The 20,105-nt window shown below is 70.9% G+C and carries 15 protein-coding genes; 2 read left to right on the forward strand and 13 right to left on the reverse strand.

What is annotated here, in order from left to right:
• The 8 genes from AC13HU_RS08840 to AC13HU_RS08875 all read right to left on the reverse strand — a co-directional run.
• A partial coding sequence (locus AC13HU_RS08840; protein WP_483041214.1) for an HpcH/HpaI aldolase/citrate lyase family protein occupies positions 1-629 on the reverse strand: 629 nt, incomplete at its 3' end.
• Between the two features lie 65 nt (positions 630-694).
• Positions 695-1,192, reverse strand: coding sequence for a GNAT family N-acetyltransferase (locus AC13HU_RS08845; protein WP_483041215.1), 498 nt, complete (start codon positions 1,190-1,192; stop codon positions 695-697).
• A gap of 93 nt (positions 1,193-1,285) precedes the next feature.
• Positions 1,286-2,896, reverse strand: a complete 1,611-nt coding sequence (cimA, locus tag AC13HU_RS08850; protein WP_483041216.1) for a citramalate synthase — start codon at positions 2,894-2,896, stop codon at positions 1,286-1,288.
• Between the two features lie 416 nt (positions 2,897-3,312).
• Entirely contained in the window at positions 3,313-4,401 is a 1,089-nt protein-coding gene (locus AC13HU_RS08855) for a branched-chain amino acid aminotransferase (RefSeq protein WP_483041217.1), read from the reverse strand.
• A gap of 138 nt (positions 4,402-4,539) precedes the next feature.
• Positions 4,540-5,583: a 3-isopropylmalate dehydrogenase gene (locus AC13HU_RS08860; protein ID WP_483041218.1), complete on the reverse strand. Its 1,044-nt coding sequence runs from the start codon at positions 5,581-5,583 to the stop codon at positions 4,540-4,542.
• A gap of 92 nt (positions 5,584-5,675) precedes the next feature.
• Positions 5,676-5,822, reverse strand: coding sequence for a hypothetical protein (locus AC13HU_RS08865; RefSeq protein WP_483041219.1), 147 nt, complete (start codon positions 5,820-5,822; stop codon positions 5,676-5,678).
• Between the two features lie 292 nt (positions 5,823-6,114).
• Positions 6,115-7,764 (reverse strand): L-glutamate gamma-semialdehyde dehydrogenase, encoded by a 1,650-nt coding sequence (gene pruA, locus AC13HU_RS08870; RefSeq protein WP_483041220.1) that lies wholly within the window; start codon positions 7,762-7,764, stop codon positions 6,115-6,117.
• Between the two features lie 26 nt (positions 7,765-7,790).
• A complete protein-coding gene (locus tag AC13HU_RS08875) occupies positions 7,791-8,720 on the reverse strand; it encodes a proline dehydrogenase family protein (RefSeq protein WP_483041221.1) in 930 nt (309 codons plus the stop codon).
• A gap of 192 nt (positions 8,721-8,912) precedes the next feature.
• Between AC13HU_RS08875 and AC13HU_RS08880 the strand changes: the two genes are divergently transcribed.
• Positions 8,913-10,196 carry a PucR family transcriptional regulator gene (locus AC13HU_RS08880; protein WP_483041222.1) on the forward strand — a complete coding sequence of 428 codons (1,284 nt, stop codon included), beginning with the start codon at positions 8,913-8,915 and terminating at the stop codon, positions 10,194-10,196.
• A 111-nt stretch (positions 10,197-10,307) separates the two neighbouring features.
• Positions 10,308-11,072, forward strand: a complete 765-nt coding sequence (locus AC13HU_RS08885) for a TnsA-like heteromeric transposase endonuclease subunit (RefSeq protein WP_483041223.1) — start codon at positions 10,308-10,310, stop codon at positions 11,070-11,072.
• A gap of 111 nt (positions 11,073-11,183) precedes the next feature.
• Here AC13HU_RS08885 and serA read toward each other — a convergent pair whose 3' ends face one another.
• From serA to AC13HU_RS08910, 5 genes are all read right to left on the reverse strand, one after another.
• Positions 11,184-12,776 (reverse strand): phosphoglycerate dehydrogenase, encoded by a 1,593-nt coding sequence (gene serA / locus AC13HU_RS08890; RefSeq protein ID WP_483041224.1) that lies wholly within the window; start codon positions 12,774-12,776, stop codon positions 11,184-11,186.
• 286 nt (positions 12,777-13,062) lie between these two features.
• Positions 13,063-14,061 carry a ketol-acid reductoisomerase gene (ilvC, locus tag AC13HU_RS08895; RefSeq protein WP_483041225.1) on the reverse strand — a complete coding sequence of 333 codons (999 nt, stop codon included), beginning with the start codon at positions 14,059-14,061 and terminating at the stop codon, positions 13,063-13,065.
• 127 nt (positions 14,062-14,188) lie between these two features.
• Complete coding sequence (ilvN, locus tag AC13HU_RS08900) at positions 14,189-14,716, reverse strand: acetolactate synthase small subunit (protein WP_483041226.1); 528 nt, start codon at positions 14,714-14,716, stop codon at positions 14,189-14,191.
• Between the two features lie 113 nt (positions 14,717-14,829).
• A complete protein-coding gene (locus AC13HU_RS08905; protein WP_483041227.1) occupies positions 14,830-16,698 on the reverse strand; it encodes an acetolactate synthase large subunit in 1,869 nt (622 codons plus the stop codon).
• A gap of 239 nt (positions 16,699-16,937) precedes the next feature.
• Positions 16,938-20,087, reverse strand: coding sequence for a putative bifunctional diguanylate cyclase/phosphodiesterase (locus tag AC13HU_RS08910; RefSeq protein ID WP_483041228.1), 3,150 nt, complete (start codon positions 20,085-20,087; stop codon positions 16,938-16,940).
• Between the last annotated feature and the right edge of the window lie 18 nt (positions 20,088-20,105).

Genomic DNA, 20,105 nt, shown 5'->3' on the forward strand with positions numbered 1-20,105 from the left:
GGGGCAGGGTCCTCGCGCACCAGGTAGCCGGGATGGCCGCCGCCGACCCGGGTGGTCTTCATCCGGCGGCTCGCGGCCAGGTCGGCCGGGCCGAGCGACATGCCCTGCATCCGGGGGCTGGCGGCGGCGATCTCCTCGACGTTGCCCACGCCCGCCGCGGTCTCCAGAATCGCGTGCACCAGGATCGGCCGGGTCAGCCCGGCCTTCGCCTCCAGCTGGGCGAGCAGCCGGTCGACGTAGTGGATGTCGTGGGCGCCCTCGACCTTCGGCACCATCACGACATCGAGCCGGTCGCCGATCTCGGCGCAGAGGGTGAGCAGGTCGTCCAGCGCCCAGGGCGAGTCGAGGCTGTTGATCCGGGTCCACAGCTGGGTGTCGCCGAAGTCGGTGGCCCGGGCGATCTTCACCAGCCCGGCCCGGGCCGCCTCCTTGCGGTCGGCCGGGACCGCGTCCTCCAGGTTGCCCAGCAGGACGTCGACCTTCGGGGCGATCGACGGCACCTTGGCCGCCATCTTCTCGTTGCCCGGGTCGAAGAAGTGGATCATTCGCGAGGGGCGGAACGGCACGTCCCTGACGGGGGCCGGCGCCCCCACGGCCAGCGGGCGGAAGAAGTCCTTCGCCGAGCGCATGCGATCTCCCGGTGATGTCGGGTCGAGGGTGTGGCGCTCACCCTACGACCGCGGACGCCCGGCGATTACCCGTCAGTAGGTGTGCCGTTGGTCACCGGGGTCCAGCGCAGCGTCATATCCGGTTCACGCTCCATGTTCCGCGAACCGTCGTTCAGATCCAGCACCGTGAAGCCGTGGCGCGCGTAGAACGCCCGCGCGTCGGTGTTGCGCTGGAAGACGTGCAGGTCCAGCAGGTCCGGCCGGTGCGCCTTCGCCCGCGCGAGCAGCAGCGAGCCGATGCCGCGCCGCCGGACCTGCGGCAGCAGGTACAGGTGCTCCAGCCACTCCCCCTCCACGGCCGCATAGCCGAGCACCGCGCCGTCGCCGTCCACCGCGACCCAGACGTCCGCCTCGGCCAGTACCACCTCGCGCACCCAGCGCTCCACCTCCTCGTCGGTGCGCGTGCGCGGCGGCAGCCACGGCATCGCGACCTCGCGCGAGGTGATGTGCACCCGCGCGATGGCGCCCGCGTCGGCGGGCTCGGCCGGGCGTACGACGATCTTCTCTTCCACGGTCTCCGTCACGCCCCGCAGGTTAGGGCCCACGGGCCGCCGGCTCGACCGGTTTTCCCGCGGCGGGGTACCGCGGGGCCCTGACCTGCGGCCCTACCCGGGCTCCTAGTCCTGCGGCTCCAGGCCGGCCCGGATCAGGCCGTAGGCGCAGGCGTCCTCAAGTGCCTGCCAGGACGCGGCGATGACGTTGTCGGCGACGCCGACCGTGGACCACTCGGCCGCGCCGTCGGAAGTGTTGATCAGTACTCGGGTGGTGGAGTCGGTGCCGGAACGGCCTTCGAGGATACGGACCCGGTAGTCGACCAGCGCGAACGCGCCGAGCTGCGGGTAGATGCGCTCCAGCGCCACCCGCAGGGCGCGGTCGAGCGCGTTGACCGGGCCGTTGCCCTCGGCGGTGGCGACGATCCGCTCACCCTTCGCCCACAGCTTCACGGTGGCCTCGTTGGCGTGCGAGCCGTCGGGGCGGTCCTCGGTGATGACGCGCCAGGACTCGGTACGGAAGAAGCGCCGCGGCCCGTCCGGCCGGCCGCTCTGGAGTTCGTCGCGCAGCAGCAACGCGAAGGAGGCGTCGGCGGCCTCGTACGTGTAGCCCTTCAGCTCGCGTTCCTTGACCCGGTCCACCACCCGGCCGACCAGTTCGCGGTCGCCGCCCAGGTCGATGCCGAGTTCCTTGCCCTTCAGCTCGATCGAGGCGCGGCCGGCCATGTCGGAGACCAGCATCCGCATGGTGTTGCCGACCCGCTCGGGGTCGATGTGCTGGTAGAGGTCCGGGTCCACCTTGATCGCGGAGGCGTGCAGCCCCGCCTTGTGCGCGAACGCGGACACGCCCACGTACGGCTGGTGCGTGGAGGACGGCAGGTTGACGATCTCGGCGATGGCGTGCGAGATCCGGGTCATCTCGCCGAGCGCGCCCTCGGGCAGTACCCGCCGGTCGTGCTTCAGCTCCAGCGCGGCGGCGACCGGGAAGAGGTTGGCGTTGCCGACCCGCTCGCCGTAGCCGTTGGCGGTGCACTGCACGTGCGTGGCGCCGGCGTCCACCGCGGCGAGGGTGTTGGCGACCGCGCAGCCGGTGTCGTCCTGGGCGTGCATGCCGAGCCGCGCGCCGGTGTCGGCGAGCACCTGCGCGGTGACCGCGTGCACCTGCTTGGGCAGCATCCCGCCGTTGGTGTCGCAGAGCACCACCACGGACGCGCCGGCCTCGTGCGCGGCACCGACCACGGCGGTGGCGTACTTCGGGTTGGCCCGGTAGCCGTCGAAGAAGTGCTCGCAGTCCACGAAGACCCGGCGGCCCTGGGCGACGAGGTGCGCGACGGTGTCGCGGACCATCTCCAGGTTCTCCTCCAGCGTGGTGCGCAGCGCCAGTTCCACGTGCCGGTCATGGGACTTGGCGACCAGCGTGATGACCGGGGCGCCGGACTCCAGCAGCGCGTTGACCTGCGGGTCGTCGGCGGCCTTGGCGCCCGGGCGGCGGGTGGCGCCGAACGCGACCAGCGTGGCGTGCTTCAGGTTCAGCTCGGCGGCGGCCCGGGCGAAGAACTCGGTGTCGCGGGGGTTGGCACCCGGCCAGCCGCCCTCGATGAAGCCCACGCCGAAGTCGTCCAGGTGCCGTGCGATGCTCAGCTTGTCGGCGACGGTGAGGTTGATGCCCTCGCGCTGCGCGCCGTCGCGCAACGTGGTGTCGAAGACGTGGAAGCTGTCGTCGGGTTCGGCGGTCATGGCAGTTGCAACTCCTGTCGGGTGGGTGGGGTTACCCCCGAACGGCGTTCACCATCCGGAAGTTCCGACTCCACTTGCCCCCAGTCTCCTCGTGCGCTCTCGCCTCCGGCGCGGGTGGGCCGGGAAACGAAAAAACCTCTCGCGGATGCGAGAGGTCTGCACGCGGGTCTGAAGCACGGTGGCGTTCCACTTGGGTTCAGCGGAAGCGACACTGCGGACCGGCGTGCCTGCGGCCAATAATCAGCGTGGCATACGAGGACACATCAGCAGTGTGGCACACCTATCCGCCATACGGGTCACCGTCTCACCTACTGGGCCCGCACTACGGAAGGGCTGCGCCACGACGGGGCGCGGGGGTGATACCCCCAGCGCCCCGTCGTGGGCGCCTTCTGCCCAGGGCGTTGCTCACCGGCTCGTTACGCGCCGAGGGGGTGCATCCAGCCGTGGGGGTCCGGGGCCTTCCCCGTCTGGATGTCGAGCAGCGCGGAGCGCAGCCGCATCGTGACCTCGCCCGGACCCCCGTCCCCCACCGTCCAGTTCGCCCGGGTGGACTTGACCGAGCCGACCGGGGTGATCACGGCGGCGGTGCCGCAGGCGAACACCTCCGTGAGGGTGCCGTCCTCGTTGCCCCGCTTCCAGTCCTCGACGCTGATCCGGCCCTCGCCGACCTCGTACCCGAGGTCCGCGGCGATCGCGAGCAGCGAGTCCCGGGTGATCCCGGGCAGCAGTGAACCGGTGAGCGAGGGGGTGACGATCCGGTTGCCGAAGACGAAGTACAGGTTCATGCCCCCCATCTCCTCGATCCAGCGCCGCTCGATCGCGTCGAGCCAGACCACCTGGTCGCAGCCGTGCTCGATGGCCTGTGCCTGGGCGACGAGGGAGGCCGCGTAGTTGCCGCCGGTCTTGGCCGCGCCGGTGCCGCCGGGGGCCGCGCGGACGTACTCCTCGGAGAGCCAGACCGAGACCGGCTTGACGCCGCCGGAGAAGTAGGCGCCGGCCGGGGAGGCGATGACCAGGAAGAGGTACTCGTTCGCGGGGCGGACGCCGAGCCCGACCTCGGTGGCGATCATGAAGGGCCGCAGGTAGAGGGAGGCTTCGCCCTCGGTGGGCACCCAGTCCTTGTCCTGGCGGACCAGCACGTCGCACGCCTCGATGAAGGTCTCCACCGGCAGCTCGGGCATCGCCAGCCGCCGCGAGGACGCCTGGAAGCGCAGCGCGTTGGCCTCGGGGCGGAAGGTGGCCACGCTGCCGTCGGGCTGGCGGTACGCCTTGAGTCCCTCGAAGATCGTCTGCGCGTAGTGCAGCGTCATGTTCGCCGGGTCGAGCGCCAGCGGGGCGTACGGGACGAGCTGTGCGTCGTGCCAGCCGCGGCCGTCGGTCCACTTGATGGTGACCATATGGTCGGTGAAGTACCGCCCGAAACCGGGGTCGGACATGATCGCCTCGCGCTCGACCGCGGGCAGCGGGTGCGAGGAGGGCTTCAACTCGATCGTGGGCGTCGTCATCTTCTGTTCCTTCACCATGTCGCTGACGCCCTCGAACCTACTGCTAGGACGTCCTACTTTCCCGCCGCGAAGCGGCCCCGTCACCGATTATCGCAGCGACGGGGCCGGGGCGTACCTGTGGAACCGGGCTCGCCTGACTCAGCCGGCCACCCGGGCGGCCAGCGCGTCACCGATCTCGACGGTGGAGCGGGCCGGGCCGCCGGCGCGCTCGGCCAGGTCGGCCTGCACGACGGCGTCGATCCGGTCGGCCTCCGCGTCGTAGCCGAGGTGCCGCAGCAGCAGCGCGACGGAGAGCACGGTCGCGGTCGGGTCGGCCTTGGACTGACCGGCGATGTCCGGGGCCGAGCCGTGCACGGGCTCGAACATCGAGGGGAATTCGCGGCTGGGGTTGATGTTTCCGCTCGCCGCCACCCCGATACCGCCGGAGACGGCCGCGGCGAGGTCGGTGACGATGTCGCCGAACAGGTTGTCGGTGACGATCACGTCGAACCGCTCGGGCTGCGTGACCAGGAAGATCATCGTGGCGTCGACGTGCAGGTAGTCGGTGCTGACGTCGGGGAACTCCTTGCCGACCGCCTCGAAGATCCGGGTCCACAGACCGCCGGCGTGCACCAGCACGTTGTTCTTGTGCACCAGGGTGAGCTTCTTGCGCGGGCGGGCCTGGGCGCGGGCGTACGCGTCGCGCACCACGCGCTCGATGCCGTAGGCGGTGTTGAGGCTCACCTCGGTGGCAACCTCGGCCGGGGTGCCGGTCCTGATCGCGCCGCCGTTGCCGGTGTACGGGCCCTCGGTGCCTTCGCGGACCACCACGAAGTCGATGTCCGGGCTGCCCGCGAGCGGGGTGCCCACGCCGGGGAACAGCTTGCTGGGCCGGAGGTTGACGAAGTGGTCGAAGGCGAACCGCAGCTTCAGCAGGAAACCGCGTTCCAGCACACCGGACGGCACCGACGGGTCGCCGATCGCACCGAGCAGGATCGCGTCGTGGGCCTTGAGCTCCGCGAGGTCCGCATCGGTGAGGGTCTGCCCGGTGGCGTGGTAGCGCTTGGCGCCGAAGTCGTACTCCTTCGTCTCCAGCTTGGTTTCCTGCGGGAGGGCCGCGGCGAGGACTTTGAGACCCTCGGCGACGACTTCCTGACCGATTCCGTCGCCGGGGATCACTGCGAGGTTGATGCTACGAGACATGCGGGCACCCTACTCCGCGTCTTGACCTATGAAACGGCACGTCCGCATGCCGGACGGAGTGTGTGGGGGTCGGATACGGCGCCGGGTACGGCTCAGCGCTCGTGGCCGGTGGAGCCGCCGTTGTCGCGGCGGTCCATGGAGCGCTGCAGGGCGCGCAGGGCGTTCTGGCGGGCGGTCTCGTCCATGGGGATCAACTCCAGTGGAAAGCGGTGGAGACGGGTGGAGGTGAGACGTGCCATGGAACGCGGGCGGAGAGCCACGCCGCGGGGGGTGACCCCGCCTGGAAGGCGCCGGGCTCGCATCCGCCGTCCGCTCGGTCGAGCGGGAAACGTTCGGCTTCTTCAAAGTTAGGACACAGCGGACGTTCTGTCGCCAGGATTACTTGGACTTCCTACTATCTGAGACGGCCGGCCGCCCGGTTCGGCCCCGCATCCGTCCGAACCCATGGAAACCGCCCCCGTCTCCGCAGTGGTCTGGAGACGGGGGCGGTGGAACGCGGGGCTCGGCGCGTGGAACGCGGCGGCCCGGCGCTCAGCCCTGGTGCGGGTAGCGGTAGTCGGTCGGCGGGACGAGCGCCTCCTTGACGGCGCGGGTCGAGGTCCACCGGATCAGGTTCTGCGCGGAGCCGGCCTTGTCGTTGGTGCCCGAGGCACGGGCGCCGCCGAAGGGCTGCTGGCCGACCACGGCGCCGGTCGACTTGTCGTTGATGTAGAAGTTGCCGGCCGCGAAGCGCAGCTTCTCCATCACGTGCGCCACGGCCGCGCGGTCGCGGGCGATGACCGCGCCGGTCAGGGCGTAGGACGCCACGGACTCCATCTGGTCGAGCATCGCGTCGAAGGCCGCGCCGTCGGTGTCGTCGGTGTCGTCGTAGACGTGCACCGCGAGCAGCGGGCCGAAATACTCCTCGCGGAAGATCTCGTTGCCGGGGTCGGTGGAGACCAGCACCGTCGGGCGGACGAACCAGCCGACCGAGTCGTCGTACGTGCCGCCGGCCAGCACCTCGACGGTCGGGTCGGCCTTGGCGCGCTCGATCGCGGCCTTGTTCTTGGCGAACGACGCCTCGTCGATGAGGGCGCCGAGGAAGTTGGTGAGGTCGGTGACGTCACCCATGGTGATGCCGTCGACCTCGGCCGCGAACTCCTCCTTGAAGCCGTTCTCCCAGATCGAGCGCGGGATGTAGGCGCGCGAGGAGGCCGAGCACTTCTGGCCCTGGTACTCGAAGGAGCCGCGGGTGAGCGCGGTCTTCAGCACCGCCGGGTCGGCCGACGGGTGCGCGACCACGAAGTCCTTGCCACCGGTCTCGCCGACGATCCGCGGGTAGGAGCGGTAGCGCTCGATGTTCTCGCCGACCGTCCGCCACAGGTACTGGAAGGTCTTGGTGGACCCGGTGAAGTGGATGCCGGCCAGGTCGGGGTGGGTGAGCGCCACGTCGGAGACCACGGCGCCGTGCCCGGTGACCAGGTTGATGACGCCGTCGGGCAGCCCGGCCTCCTTCAGCAGCCGCATCAGCAGCAGCGCGGAGTGGGTTTGGGTGGACGCCGGCTTCCACACCACCACGTTGCCCATCAGCGCGGGGGCGGTGGGCAGGTTGCCCGCGATCGCGGTGAAGTTGAACGGCGTGATCGCGTAGACGAAGCCCTCCAACGGACGGTGGTCGAGCCGGTTCCACACGCCGGGCGCGTTGGCGACCGGCTGCTCGGCGAGGATCTGCCGGGCGAAGTGGACGTTGAACCGCCAGAAGTCGACGAGTTCGCAGGGGCTGTCGATCTCGGCCTGCTGCACCGTCTTGGACTGGCCGAGCATGGTGGAGGCGGCCACCGTCTCCCGCCAGGGGCCGGCGAGCAGTTCGGCCGCGCGCAGGAAGATGGCCGCGCGGTCGTCGAAGGAGGTGGCGCGCCAGGCGGGGGCGGCGGCCAGCGCCGCGTCCACGGCGTCCTGCGCGTCCTGGGTGTCGGCGGAGGCACAAGTGCCCAGCCGGGCGGCGTGGTTGTGCGGCTGCACCACGTCGAACCGGTCACCGCCACCCATCCGCTCCTTGCCGCCGATCACCAACGGCAGGTCGATCGGGTTGCCGGCCAGCTCCTTGAGCTTCGCTTCGAGCCGAGCGCGTTCCGGGCTGCCGGGCGCGTAGGTGTGCACCGGCTCGTTGACCGGCGCGGGGACCTGGGTCACAGCGTCCATGGAGCGTGTCTCCTTGTGGGATCGGTTCAGCGGCTGGGGGCGAAGGAACGGAGGAAGAAGGCGAGGTTCGCCGGGCGCTCGGCGAGGCGGCGCATGAAGTAGCCGTACCAGTCTGCGCCGTAGGGGACATAGATGCGCATCCGCTCACCGGCCGCCGCGAGTCGCCGCTGCTCGGCGGTGCGGATGCCGTAGAGCATCTGGAACTCGTAACTGCCGGGCGCGCGGCCGCCGCGGACGGCGAGGTCCTGGGCGATGGCGATCATCCGGGGGTCGTGCGAGCCGACCATCGGGTAGCCGTCGCCCTCGAACAGGGTCCGCAGCGCACGGACATAGGCGCGGTCGACGGACTTGCGGTCCTGGAAGGCGACGTGCGCGGGCTCCTTGTAGGCGCCCTTGACCAGCCGGACCCGCGAGCCCGCGGTGGCCAGGTCGCGGGCGTCGGCCTCGGTGCGGAACAGGTACGACTGGAGCACGGCGCCGGTGCGCGGGTGTTCGCGGCGCAGCTCGCGCACGACGGCCAGCGTCGAGTCGACGGTGGTGTGGTCCTCCATGTCGAGAGTGACGGTGGTGCCGGTCGCGGTGGCGAGTTCGGCGACCGCGCGGACGTTCTCCAGCGCGACGTCGTGGCCGCCGTCGGGCAGCGCCTGGCCGAAGGCGGAGAGCTTCACCGAGACCTCGGCGCGGTCGCCGAGGTCCGCGGCGGCCAGGGTCTCCAGCAGCCGCAGGTAGGCGTCGCGGGTGTGCCGCGCGGTGGCGCGGTCGGTGACGTCCTCGCCGAGGTGGTCGAGGGTGACGTCGAGACCGCTCGCGGTCAGCGCGTGGACGGTGTCCATCGCGGGGTGCAGCGCGTCACCCGCGACGAAGCGGTCCACCACCGGACGGGTGACGGGCGCGGCGGCGACGACACGGCGCAGCCGGTCGCTGCGCGAGGCGGCGAGCAGCACGGGACCGAGCACTTGGGGCCTCCTGGCGGATGGCGGGGCAGCAGCGGGGCAAGGGGGTTGTCGGTGCGGCGGGGATCACCGCCGCACCGGGGCGGCGGCACGGATCACGTGCCGTCACCGCGAATCTAGGTACCGGCTGCCTTGTGGGCCATCGACACCTGTCACGCATCCGGGTGCGACCCCTCATACATATGTATGAGAGCGATGAGGGACAATGGAGCCGTGGCCGCTGACTACGGTGATTTCCAGGATCTGGTGGACGAGGTCTCGGTGCTGCTCGGGGCGCCCGCGACGCTGGAGGACCGGGACTTCCGGCTGATCGCGTTCGGCGTGCACGACAGCGAGGACGAAGCGGCGGTCGACCCGGTGCGGACCAGATCGATCCTGACCCGGCGCTCGACCGCGGAGGTCCGCGCCTGGTTCGAGCGGTACGGCATCGCCCGCGCCACCGCGCCGATCCGGATCCCCGCGGCCCCCTCGGCAGGCGTCTTCACCGGCCGGCTCTGCCTCCCGGTCCGGCACGGCGGGGTGGTCTACGGCTACGTCTGGCTGCTCGACGAGGCCGACCACTCCCCCGCGCAGCTCACCGCGGCGATGTCGGTGGCGGCGCGGATCGGCGACCGGCTCGCCGCGATGTCGGTGGCCGGGGCCGAGGCTGCCCAGGCGCTGCGGGCGCTGCTCACCGGGGCGACCCGGGCCGCCCGGGACAGCGCGGAGGAGTCGCTGCGCAAGGCGCTGGGCCCGGACGCGGACGAGCCGCACGCGCTGGTGTGCGTGTGGCCGCCGGACCGGGGCGGCAAGCGGCTCGCCGAGTCGCCGCCGGACGGCTGGGCCGAGCACACCGATGACCTGCCCGGCGCGCGTACGGTGCCGGGCGCCGCGGCGATCACCCGGGTGCCGGGGTGGGGGCGCTGGGAGACGGTCGCGGTGCTGGTCCGGCTGCGCGCGCCGCAGGTGCTCGCGCCAGCGCGTACGGCGGCGACCCGGGTGCTGGCCGCGATCGCGGCGAGCGCGGCCGCGGGTGCGGGCGGGACCGGGGCTGCGGCCGGTGTCGGTGTCGGGGCCACCGAGACGGACGGGCCGGTCGCGGGGGTGAGCGACGCGCGCACCGCGCTGGCCGCGTTGCCCGGGGCGTGGCAGGAGGCGACCGCGTCCGCCCGGGCCGCCCGGGCCCAGCCGCTGCTCGGCCCGATCGCCAAGTGGTCCGGGATCGGCCCGTACCGGCTGCTCACCGCACTTCCGGCCGACGCGTCACCGGACCCGGCGATCGCCCCCCTGCTCACCGCGGCGCACCGCGAACTCGCCCACACCGCCGAGGTGTTCCTCGACCACGCGGGCCAGGCCGGCCGCACCGCCACCGCGCTGGCCATCCACCGCCAGACCCTCTACTACCGCCTGTCCCGCATCGAGCAGCTCACCGGCCTCGACCTCTCCGACGGCGAGTCCCGCCTCCTGCTCCACATGGCCCTGAAGGCGGCCCGCCTGTAGAGGGTGTAGGTTCCGCGATTAAGCGCGCACTGTACCCGTGAGATGCGCACTGAATGCGCAATTCCAAGGATCTGTGCGCACTGACTCCGCACGGTAACTAGCTTCCGACCTATGGCCATTCAGAGTCCAGCCCAGGTGCGTGGGAAGTACGAACAGCCGATGGCGACGGTCCGCTACGACGACGCGTCGGTACGGAAGGTTCCGTTCAAGGATCTGCGGTTAGCGGATTTCACATGGTCGGTTCCATGGCGGAGGTTTCGCTCGGTCCACGGCCAGGCGCACTACTCAGGGCGGTACGCGTCGGCAACGATGGCCGGGCCCGTGGTCTATGAGAGCCGCTTGGAGCTGGCACGGCTTCTCCTGGCTGACATGGATCCTGCTGTGCGCGGGATCTATGCCCAGCCGTGCCACCTGACCGCCCGGGTCGGCGATCGGGTACGTCGGCATGTGCCGGACTTCCTGCTGGTCATGGAGTCGGGAGTGATACGGGTGGTGAACGTCAAGCCTGCGGATCGGCTCACTGATCCGAAGATCGCGGAGGCGTTGGCCTGGCCGGGTGAACTGGTCGAACGGCACGGTTGGGAATACGAGATCGGGACGGTTGCCTCTGTCCAGCACGATTGTCATCTCACGGCCCACCAGGAGACCGTCAGGTGCCTGCTTGCGCAGCGCGAACTCAAGCATGGACATGGCCAGCATGTGGAAATATTTCTGCGGACTCGCGAAAATGAGACTCCCGTCGATCAGCTCGGTGTGCGGCGGGAGATCGGGGATGCGGTCAAGGTCGTCCGCAGTGAAGCCACCCGGAGGGGGAATAACCCGGGAGTTTTTCGGCAGTCATCATTCCTCCCATGGACGAGATCTTGTCCGTACTGATCGGATTAGCGCCAGAAAACACCGGCACTACCACCCGAAGGGTGATTAGCAGTACCGGTGTTCCCGGGTCATACCTCTAGCACCGAGCGTACGCGCAAACGTCGGCCGGAATCAGTCCGTGAGGTTGACGGCGCGGGCGGAGCTGGCGCCGATCTCGTCGGCGATGTCGGTGAGGACACCGGCCGGGATCGTGGAGTCGACGGTGAGGGCCACCAGGGCGTCGCCGCCGGCGGCCGCGCGGGCGACCTGCATGCCGGCGATGTTGACGCCGACCTCACCGAGGATGCGGCCGATGGTGCCGACGATGCCCGGGCGGTCGGTGTAGCGCAGGAAGGCCATGTGGTCGGCGAGCGCGAGGTCGACGTCCTCGTCGCCGACCGCGACGACCTTCTGCAGGTTCTTCGGGCCGGCCAGCGTGCCGGACACCGACACCTCGGTGCCGTCGGCGAGGGTGCCGCGCACGGTGACGAGGTTGCGGTGGTTGGGCGACTCGGAGCTGGTGGTGAGGCGAACCTCCACCCCGCGCTCCTGCGCGAACAGCGGCGCGTTGACGTACGACACCGTCTCGGCCACGACGTCCTCGAACACGCCCTTGAGCGCGCTGAGTTCGAGCACCTTCACGTCGTGCTGGGTGATCTCGCCGCAGACCTCGACGTCGAGGCGGGCGGCGACCTCGCCGGCCAGCGCGGTGAAGATCCGGCCCAGCTTCTCGGCGAGCGGCAGGCCGGGCTTGACGTCCTCGGCGATGACGCCGCCCTGCACGTTGACCGCGTCCGGCACCAGTTCACCGGCGAGCGCGAGCCGCACCGACTTGGCGACCGCGATGCCCGCCTTCTCCTGTGCCTCGTCGGTGGAGGCGCCCAGGTGCGGGGTCGCCACCACGTTGTCGAACTGGAAGAGCGGGGAGTCGGTGCACGGCTCCTTCGCGTAGACGTCCAGGCCCGCGCCGGCCACCCGGCCCTCCTTGAGCGCGGCGGCCAGCGCCTCCTCGTCGACGATCCCGCCGCGCGCGGCGTTGACGATCCGCACCGACGGCTTGACCTTGTGCAGCGCCTCGTCGCCGATCAGACCGAGCGTCTCGGGGGTCTTCGGCAGGTGGACGGTGATGAAGTCGGAGACCTCCAGCAGCTCGTCCAGGGTGAGCAGCTTGACGCCCATCTGGGCGGCGCGGGCCGGCTGTACGTAGGGGTCGTACGCGACGACGTTCATCCCGAAGGCGGACATCCGCTGGGTGACTAGGACGCCGATCCGGCCGAGGCCCACCACGCCGAGGGTCTTCTCGCTCAGCTCGACGCCGGTGTACTTGTTGCGCTTCCACTCGCCGGCCTTCAGCGCCGCGTTGGCGGGCGCGATGTTGCGGGCGGTGGCGACGATCAGGCCGCAGGCGAGTTCGGCGGCGGTGACGATGTTGGAGGTCGGGGCATTCACGACCATCACGCCGGCCTTGGTGGCGGCGGCCACGTCGACGTTGTCCAGGCCGACGCCTGCACGGGCGACGACCCGCAGTTTGCCCGCGGCGGCGACCGCCTCGGCATCGACTTTGGTGGCGCTGCGAATCAGGATCGCATCGACATCGGTGATCGCGGACAGCAGTTCGGCTCGGTCCGCGCCATTGCAGTGCCGGATCTCGAAATCCGGGCCGAGCGCGTCGACCGTGGCCGGCGACAGCTCTTCTGCAATGAGTACGACAGGCTTCTGGCTCACGTGGTCCTCACATGTTCCTGCGGGGGCGGCCGGTCCCGTGGGGCCGCTCCTGGGAGGGCGGGATTGGCATGCCGCGTGGAAGACGCACGACGCTGTGAGCCTGACGCGCTTGTTGAGGAAGTCTATCGGCGGGGTGAACCAGCGCCATTGCCGAAATGGAAGGATCACCCACAAGGGTTGCGTCGCTTCGTACAAAGCCTGCCGGTACTCCCCTGTTCAGGGGACCGGCCGGTGGTACGAAGCGACGCCCCTCCGGCATCGCCTGGGGGGTGCCCCCGGCGCGGCCTTACGCCTCCTCGTCCACCCAGCTCATCAGCTTGCGCAGCTTCCGGCCGGTGGTCTCCAGCAGGTGATCCTCGTCGGCCTTCTTGTACTCGTTGTACTTCGGCAGGCCCGCGTTGTACTCGGCGATCCAGTTGTTGGCGAAGGTGCCGTCCTGGATCTCGCCGAGGATCTTCTTCATCTCGGCCTTGGTGTTCTCGTTGATGATCCGCGGGCCGGTGACGTAGTCGCCCCACTCAGCGGTCTCGGAGACCGACCAGCGCATCTTCTCCAGGCCGCCCTCGTACATCAGGTCCACGATGAGCTTCAGCTCGTGCAGACACTCGAAGTACGCGATCTCCGGCTGGTAACCGGCCTCGACCAGGGTCTCGAAGCCCGCCTTGACCAGCGCGGAGGTGCCACCGCACAGCACCGCCTGCTCGCCGAAGAGGTCGGTCTCGGTCTCCTCGGTGAAGGTGGTCTTGATGACGCCGGCGCGGGTGCCGCCGATGCCCTTGGCGTAGGAGAGCGAGAGCGCGAACGCCTTGCCGGTGGCGTCCTGCTCGACGGCCACGATGCACGGCACGCCGCGGCCTTCCTCGTACTGACGGCGGACCAGGTGGCCCGGGCCCTTCGGGGCCACCATGCAGACGTCCACGCCGGCCGGCGGCTTGATGAAGTCGTAGCGGATGTTGAGGCCGTGGCCGAAGAAGATGGCGTCGCCGTCCTTGAGGTTGTCCTTGATGGAGTCCTCGTAGACGCGGGCCTGGATCGGGTCGGGCACCAGGATCATGATGACGTCGGCTTCGGCGGCGGCCTCGGCGACCGTCACCACGCGCAGGCCCTGCTCCTCGGCCTGCGCCTTGGACTTGGAGCCCTCGTGCAGACCGACGCGCACATCGACGCCGGAGTCACGCAGCGACAGCGCGTGGGCGTGGCCCTGGCTGCCGTAGCCGATGACCGCGACCTTGCGGCCCTGGATGATGGACAGGTCTGCGTCGTCGTCGTAGAACAGCTCGGCCACTTCGGGTCTCTCCTTGGATCGGTTGGTACGGCCCACCGTACGACGGGTGGGCGGAAGGGGGTTTCGGGGTCTCGCCATGCGGATCGGCCGGCGCGCGGATCACCCGCGCCGGCCCGATCCGGATGCGTCACGCGGAACGGTCGAGCGCGCGCAGGCTCCGGTCGGTGATGGAGCGGGCGCCGCGGCCGATGGCGATGGTGCCGGACTGGACCAGCTCCTTGATGCCGAACGGCTCCAGCATCTTGAGCATGGCCTCCAACTTGTCGGCGCCGCCGGTGGCTTCGATGGTGACGGCCTCCGGGGAGACGTCGACGGTCTTGGCGCGGAAGAGCTGCACGATCTCCACGATCTGCGAGCGGGTCTCGTTGTCGGCCCGCACCTTCACCAGAACGAGTTCACGCGCGACCGCCGCCGACGAGTCGAGCTCGACGATCTTCAGCACGTTGACCAGCTTGTTGAGCTGCTTGGTGACCTGTTCGAGCGGCAGTTGGTCCACCACGTTGACGACGATGGTGATCCGCGAGATCTCGGGGTGCTCGGTGGTGCCGACCGCGAGCGAGTCGATGTTGAAGCCGCGGCGGGAGAAGAGCGCGGTGATCCGGGCCAGGACGCCGGGCTTGTTCTCCACCAGGACGGAAAGGGTGTGCTTGGACATGGATTCGGTTTCCTTCGTGGGAGGTCGGTCGACCGCTCTTTCGGTCGGACTTCCTACTCGCTCCCTGTGCGGACGGCCTCGTTCCTCGGCCGCCCGCCACGGGCGCTCGGGTGTCAGTCCTCCGCCGCGTCGCCGAAGTCAGGGCGAACGTCTCGGGCCGCCATGATCTCGTCGTTGGAGGTACCGGCGGCGACCATCGGCCAGACCATGGCGTCCTCGTGCACGATGAAGTCCACGACCACCGGGCGGTCGTTGATCTCGTTCGCCTTGGCGATGACCGCGTCCAGCTCGTCGGCGGACTCGCAACGCAGTCCGATGCAGCCCATCGCCTCGGAGAGCTTGACGAAGTCCGGCACCCGGGTGCCGCGGTTCTGGATGGAGCCGACGCCCTGGGTGGAACCGGGCACGCTCTCGGCGCCGGAGTGCAGCACCGTGTTGGAGAACCGCTCGCCGTAGAAGAGGTTCTGCCACTGGCGGACCATGCCGAGGGCGCCGTTGTTGATGATGGCGACCTTGATCGGGATGTTGTTCAGGGCGCAGGTGGTCAGTTCCTGGTTGGTCATCTGGAAGCAGCCGTCGCCGTCGATCGCCCACACGGTGGCGTCGGGACGGCCCGCCTTGGCGCCCATCGCGGCGGGCACCGCGTAACCCATGGTGCCGGCGCCGCCGGAGTTGAACCAGGTGCCGGGCTGCTCGTACTTGATGAACTGGGCGGCCCACATCTGGTGCTGGCCGACTCCGGCCGCGAACAGGGTTCCTTCGGGGGCGAGTTGCCCGATCCGCTCGATGACCTGCTGCGGGGAGAGACTGCCGTCGTCGGGCACCTCGTAGCCGAGCGGGTAGGTGTTGCGCCAGAAGGACAGCTGCCGCCACCAGTCGGTGTAGTCGCCGCGGTGGCCGGCCTCGTGGTCGGCCTGGACGGCGACGATGAGGTCGGCGAGCACTTCGCGGGCGTCGCCGACGATCGGCACGTCGGCGACCCGGTTCTTGGAGATCTCGGCCGGGTCGATGTCGGCGTGCACGACCTTCGCGTACGGCGCGAAGGTGTCCAGCCGGCCGGTGACGCGGTCGTCGAAGCGGGCGCCGAGCGCGATGATCAGGTCGGACTTCTGCAGCGCGGTGACCGCGGAGACGTCGCCGTGCATACCGGGCATGCCGACGTGCTGCGGGTGGCTGTCGGGGAACGCGCCGAGCGCCATCAAGGTGGTGGTGACGGGCGCGCCGGTCAGCTCGGCGAGGATGCGCAGTTCCGCGGTGGCGTGGGCCTTGAGCACGCCGCCGCCGACGTACAGCACCGGGCGGCGGGCCTCGTTGATCAGCCGGGCGGCCTCGCGGATCTGCTTGGCGTGCGGCTTGGTCACCGGGCGGTAGCCGGGCAGGTCCTGCTGCGGCGGCCAGCTGAAGGTGGTCTGGTTCTGCAGCGCGTCCTTGGCGATGTCGACCAGCACCGGGCCGGGGCGGCCGGTGCCGGCGATGTGGAACGCCTCGGCGATGGTGCGCGGGATCTCGGCCGGGTCGGTGACCAGGAAGTTGTGCTTGGTGATCGGCAGGGTGATGCCGCAGATGTCCGCTTCCTGGAAGGCGTCGGTACCGATGGACTTCGAGGCGACCTGGCCGGTGATGGCCACGATCGGCACGGAGTCCATGTGCGCGTCGGCGATCGGGGTGACCAGGTTGGTCGCGCCCGGGCCCGAGGTGGCCATGCACACGCCGACCTTGCCGGTGGCCTGCGCGTAGCCGGTGGCGGCGTGGCCGGCCCCCTGCTCGTGGCGGACCAGCACGTGGCGGACCTTGGCGGAGTCCATCAACGGGTCGTACGCCGGCAGGATCGCGCCGCCCGGGATACCGAATACGGTGTCGGCGCCGACGGCCTCGAGGGAGCGGATGAGGGCCTGTGCACCAGTCATGCGCTCCGCGGGGGCGGCGGGCGCCGCGCTGCGGCTCCGCTGCGGGTGGTGGGACCCGGTGGCCTGCTCGGTCATCTGCGTTCTCTTCTCTCGAAGATGAGGGTTTGCGGTGGTGCGTCGGTGCTCTGGTACTGCGGTGGGTGCGCCGGCGTTCCGGTGCCGGGCAACAAAAAACCCCTCGTGCCGTGAGGCAAGCGAGGGGAGCGCGCCGGTGCGGTGCGAGGCGGATGATGCCTCGGTCAGCCGACGCGCTTTCCAAGTACGAGAATTCGGGTGCGCATGGCTCTGACCCTCCTCCCGCCCCCACTCGGGTGTCAAGCCGGTGGGACGGGCGTCTCAGCATTCGAGCAGACCGGGTAGCCGCCGCGGGCCAGCGAGCCGCGCAGGTGGTGCTCGTCGAGCGGGCCGGAGAAGGCCATGCCCAGGCCCTGCGCGCAGCCCATCTCGCGCATCGCCTGGAGCTGCTCGGGGCGGTCGATGCCGTCGGCGACGGTGCGGATGCCGAGGTCGGCGGCGATGCCCAGCAGGCCGCGGGTGATCTTGTGCAGCCGGCCGGACTCGACTACGCCTTCCGTGAAGGCGCGGTCGAGTTTGATCACGTCGACCGGCAGGGTGCGCAGGGCGCCCAGCGAACCGTATCCGGCGGCGAAGCCACCGAGCGCGATCCGCACCCCGAGCCGGCGCAGGCCGGCCAGCCGGCGCTCCAGCTCCTCCGGCGCGATCCGCGGGTCGCCGCCGGTCAGCTCGACCACCAGGCCGCTGGGCGGCAGCTCATGGCGGGCCAGCAGGCTCTCGATGCCGGTGACCGGCGGGTCGCGGTGCAGCAGGCGGCGCGCGGACAGCCGGACGGTGACCGGGACAGGGTGGCCGGCGCCGTAGCGCAGCGCGGCCTGTTCGACGGCCTGGTCCAGCAGGCGGTCGAGCAGCCGCGCCGTCTCTAAGCCGCGCTCGCCATCGCCGCCGGAGTGCAGGAACTCGGCGGGGGTGGAGAGTATGCCCTGCGGGCTGCGCCAGCGGGGGCGGGCCTCCACGCCGGTGATCCGGCCGCCGGCCAGCTCCACGACGGGTTGGTGCAGCAGGGTGAACTCGCCGTCGTCGAGCGCCTTCCTGACCCGGCCGGCGAGTTCGGTGCGGCGCACGGCGTCGGCCTGGAGCCGGGGGGCGTACAGCTCCACGCGGCCCTTGCCGGACTGCTTGGCGCGGTACATCGCCAGGTCGGCGTGGCGCATCACGTCGCCGGGTGCGGCGCCGGGCTCGGCGAAGGCGATGCCGACGCTCGCGCCGACCCGGACCTCGACGCCGTCCACCCGATAGGGCTCGGAAAGCACGGCACGCAGCCGGTCGGCGATGTCGCGGACGCGGTCCTCGACAGCGCGGGCCGGGCCGGAACCGGGGCTCGTGCCTGGACCGGAGCCGGGGTTGGCGCCGGCTCCGGGGCCGGACGGCGGCTCGGTGGGGGCCGCGCGGGGCCCCGGGATCGGACCTCGCCCCAGGGACGTGGAGTGGCCGGCATGGCCGCCGGGGTGGGCCGGACACGTCGGGTGGCCGACGGGGTAGCCGGGGTGGTCGGCGGCGTGCCCCGAGTACGCGGTGTGTGCCGGATACGGGGCCGGGTGTGCGGCCGGGCCGGCGTCCGGGCCCGGGCCCGAGATGAGCGCGGCGAACTCGTCGCCGCCGAGCCGGGCCGCGATGTCGCCGGAGCGGAGGGTGTCCCGCAGCCGGCGGGCGGCCTGGATGAGCAGGTCGTCGCCCGCCTGGTGGCCGACCGTGTCGTTGACCGCCTTGAAGCCGTCGAGGTCGACGTAGAGCACGGCGGCCCTGGCGTCACCGGACCGGCGGCCGCCGACCGCCCGGCCGAGCCGTTCGAGGAACAGGGCGCGGTTGGGCAGGTCGGTGAGCGGGTCGTGCGACGCGTTGTGCTGCAACTGGGCCTGCAACCGGACGCGTTCGGTGATGTCGCGGCTGTTGAAGATCAGGCCGCCTTGGTAGCGGGTGACGCTGGACTCGATGTCCAGCCAGCCGTGCCGGCCGCCGCGGGCGCGCTCGCCGGAGCCGCCACGGGGCCGTTCAGAGCGGTCGGAGCGGCCCGAACGGTGGGCCCGGATACGGCACTCGATGCGCGTCGACGGTTCCTCGCCGGGCGGGGCGGCCAGGAAGCGGCGCACCTCGTGCAGGACCCGGCCCAGGTCGTCGGGGTGGATGTGGGCGGCCAGTTCGGTGCCGACCATCTCCTCCGGGTCCCGGCCGTACACCCCCTGCGCGGCGGGGCTGACGTACCGCAGCACGCCGGTGGGCGCGGCGATCATGATGACGTCGCTGGAGCCCTGCACCAGGGAGCGGAAGTGGCTCTCCTTGTGGGCCAGTTCCTGGGTGAGCGAGATGTTGTCGAGCAGCATGATGCCCTGCCGGACCACCAGGGCCATCACGACGGTGCAGCCGGTGAGCAGCACGACGCGGTCGCACTTCTGGCCGGTGATCACGTTGTAGAGGATGCCGAGGGTGCAGACCGCGGCGGCCAGGTAGGGCATCAGCGCGGTCAGCGAGGTGGCGACCCTGCGGGTGGTGGCGCCGGCCCTGCGGGACGGCTGCGCGTGTGCGTACAGCCGCGCGCCGACCCACGGGGCGTACGCCAGCAGCAGGCTGCCGGCGAACCAGCCCGCGTCGAGCACCTGCCCCGAGCGGTAGTGCGCCCGCAGCAGCGGGGAGGTGAACAGGGCGTCGCACAGCACCGTGAGTGCGAGGGCGGCGATCGCGGTGTTGACCGCGGCGCGGTTGACCCCGGCGCGCCGGAAGTGCAGCGCGAGCACCATGCTCACCAGCACGATGTCCAGCAGCGGGTACGCCAGCGACAGGGCCATTCGGGCGGTACTCGGCCCGTCGATCGCGGCGGCGCGGGCCAGCGCCAGGCTCCATGACAAGGTGAGCAGCGAGCCGCCGATCAGCCAGGTGTCCAGTGCGAGGCACACCCAACCTGCTCTGGTCACCGGACGTTTGGCGAGCACCAGGAGTCCGATGATCGCGGGCGGGGCGAACATCAGGAAGCAGAAGTCGGCGGCGGAGGTCTGCGGCACGGGGCGGCGCAGCACCACTTCGTACCAACCCCAGATGCCGTTGCCGCAGGCGGTCATCGCCGAGGAACAGGCGAACAGCAGCCAGGCCAGGCGGTGCGGGCCGGCGGCACGGCGTGCGTACAGCAGCGCGGAGACGGACGCGGCGGCCGCGGCGGCGGCGAGCCCGAAATCGCCCATGACCAGGGCGACTTCATGGTTCCCCCAGCCGAGCGAGGCCCCGGTGGTGTAGCCGCCGCAGACCAGGGCCAGCAGGAACAGGGTGCGGCGCGGTTGGACGATGCGGTCGGCGAGCGCGTCCACGGTGAACAGCGGGTCGGGCGCGGGGTCCAGCAGCTGCGTCAGGAAGAGCAGCACACCGGCCGAGCCGCTCCACAGGTCGGCGCTGAACCGCATGAGCTGGTCGCCGAGGAA

The organism is Streptomyces sp. NH27, assembly GCF_056859195.1.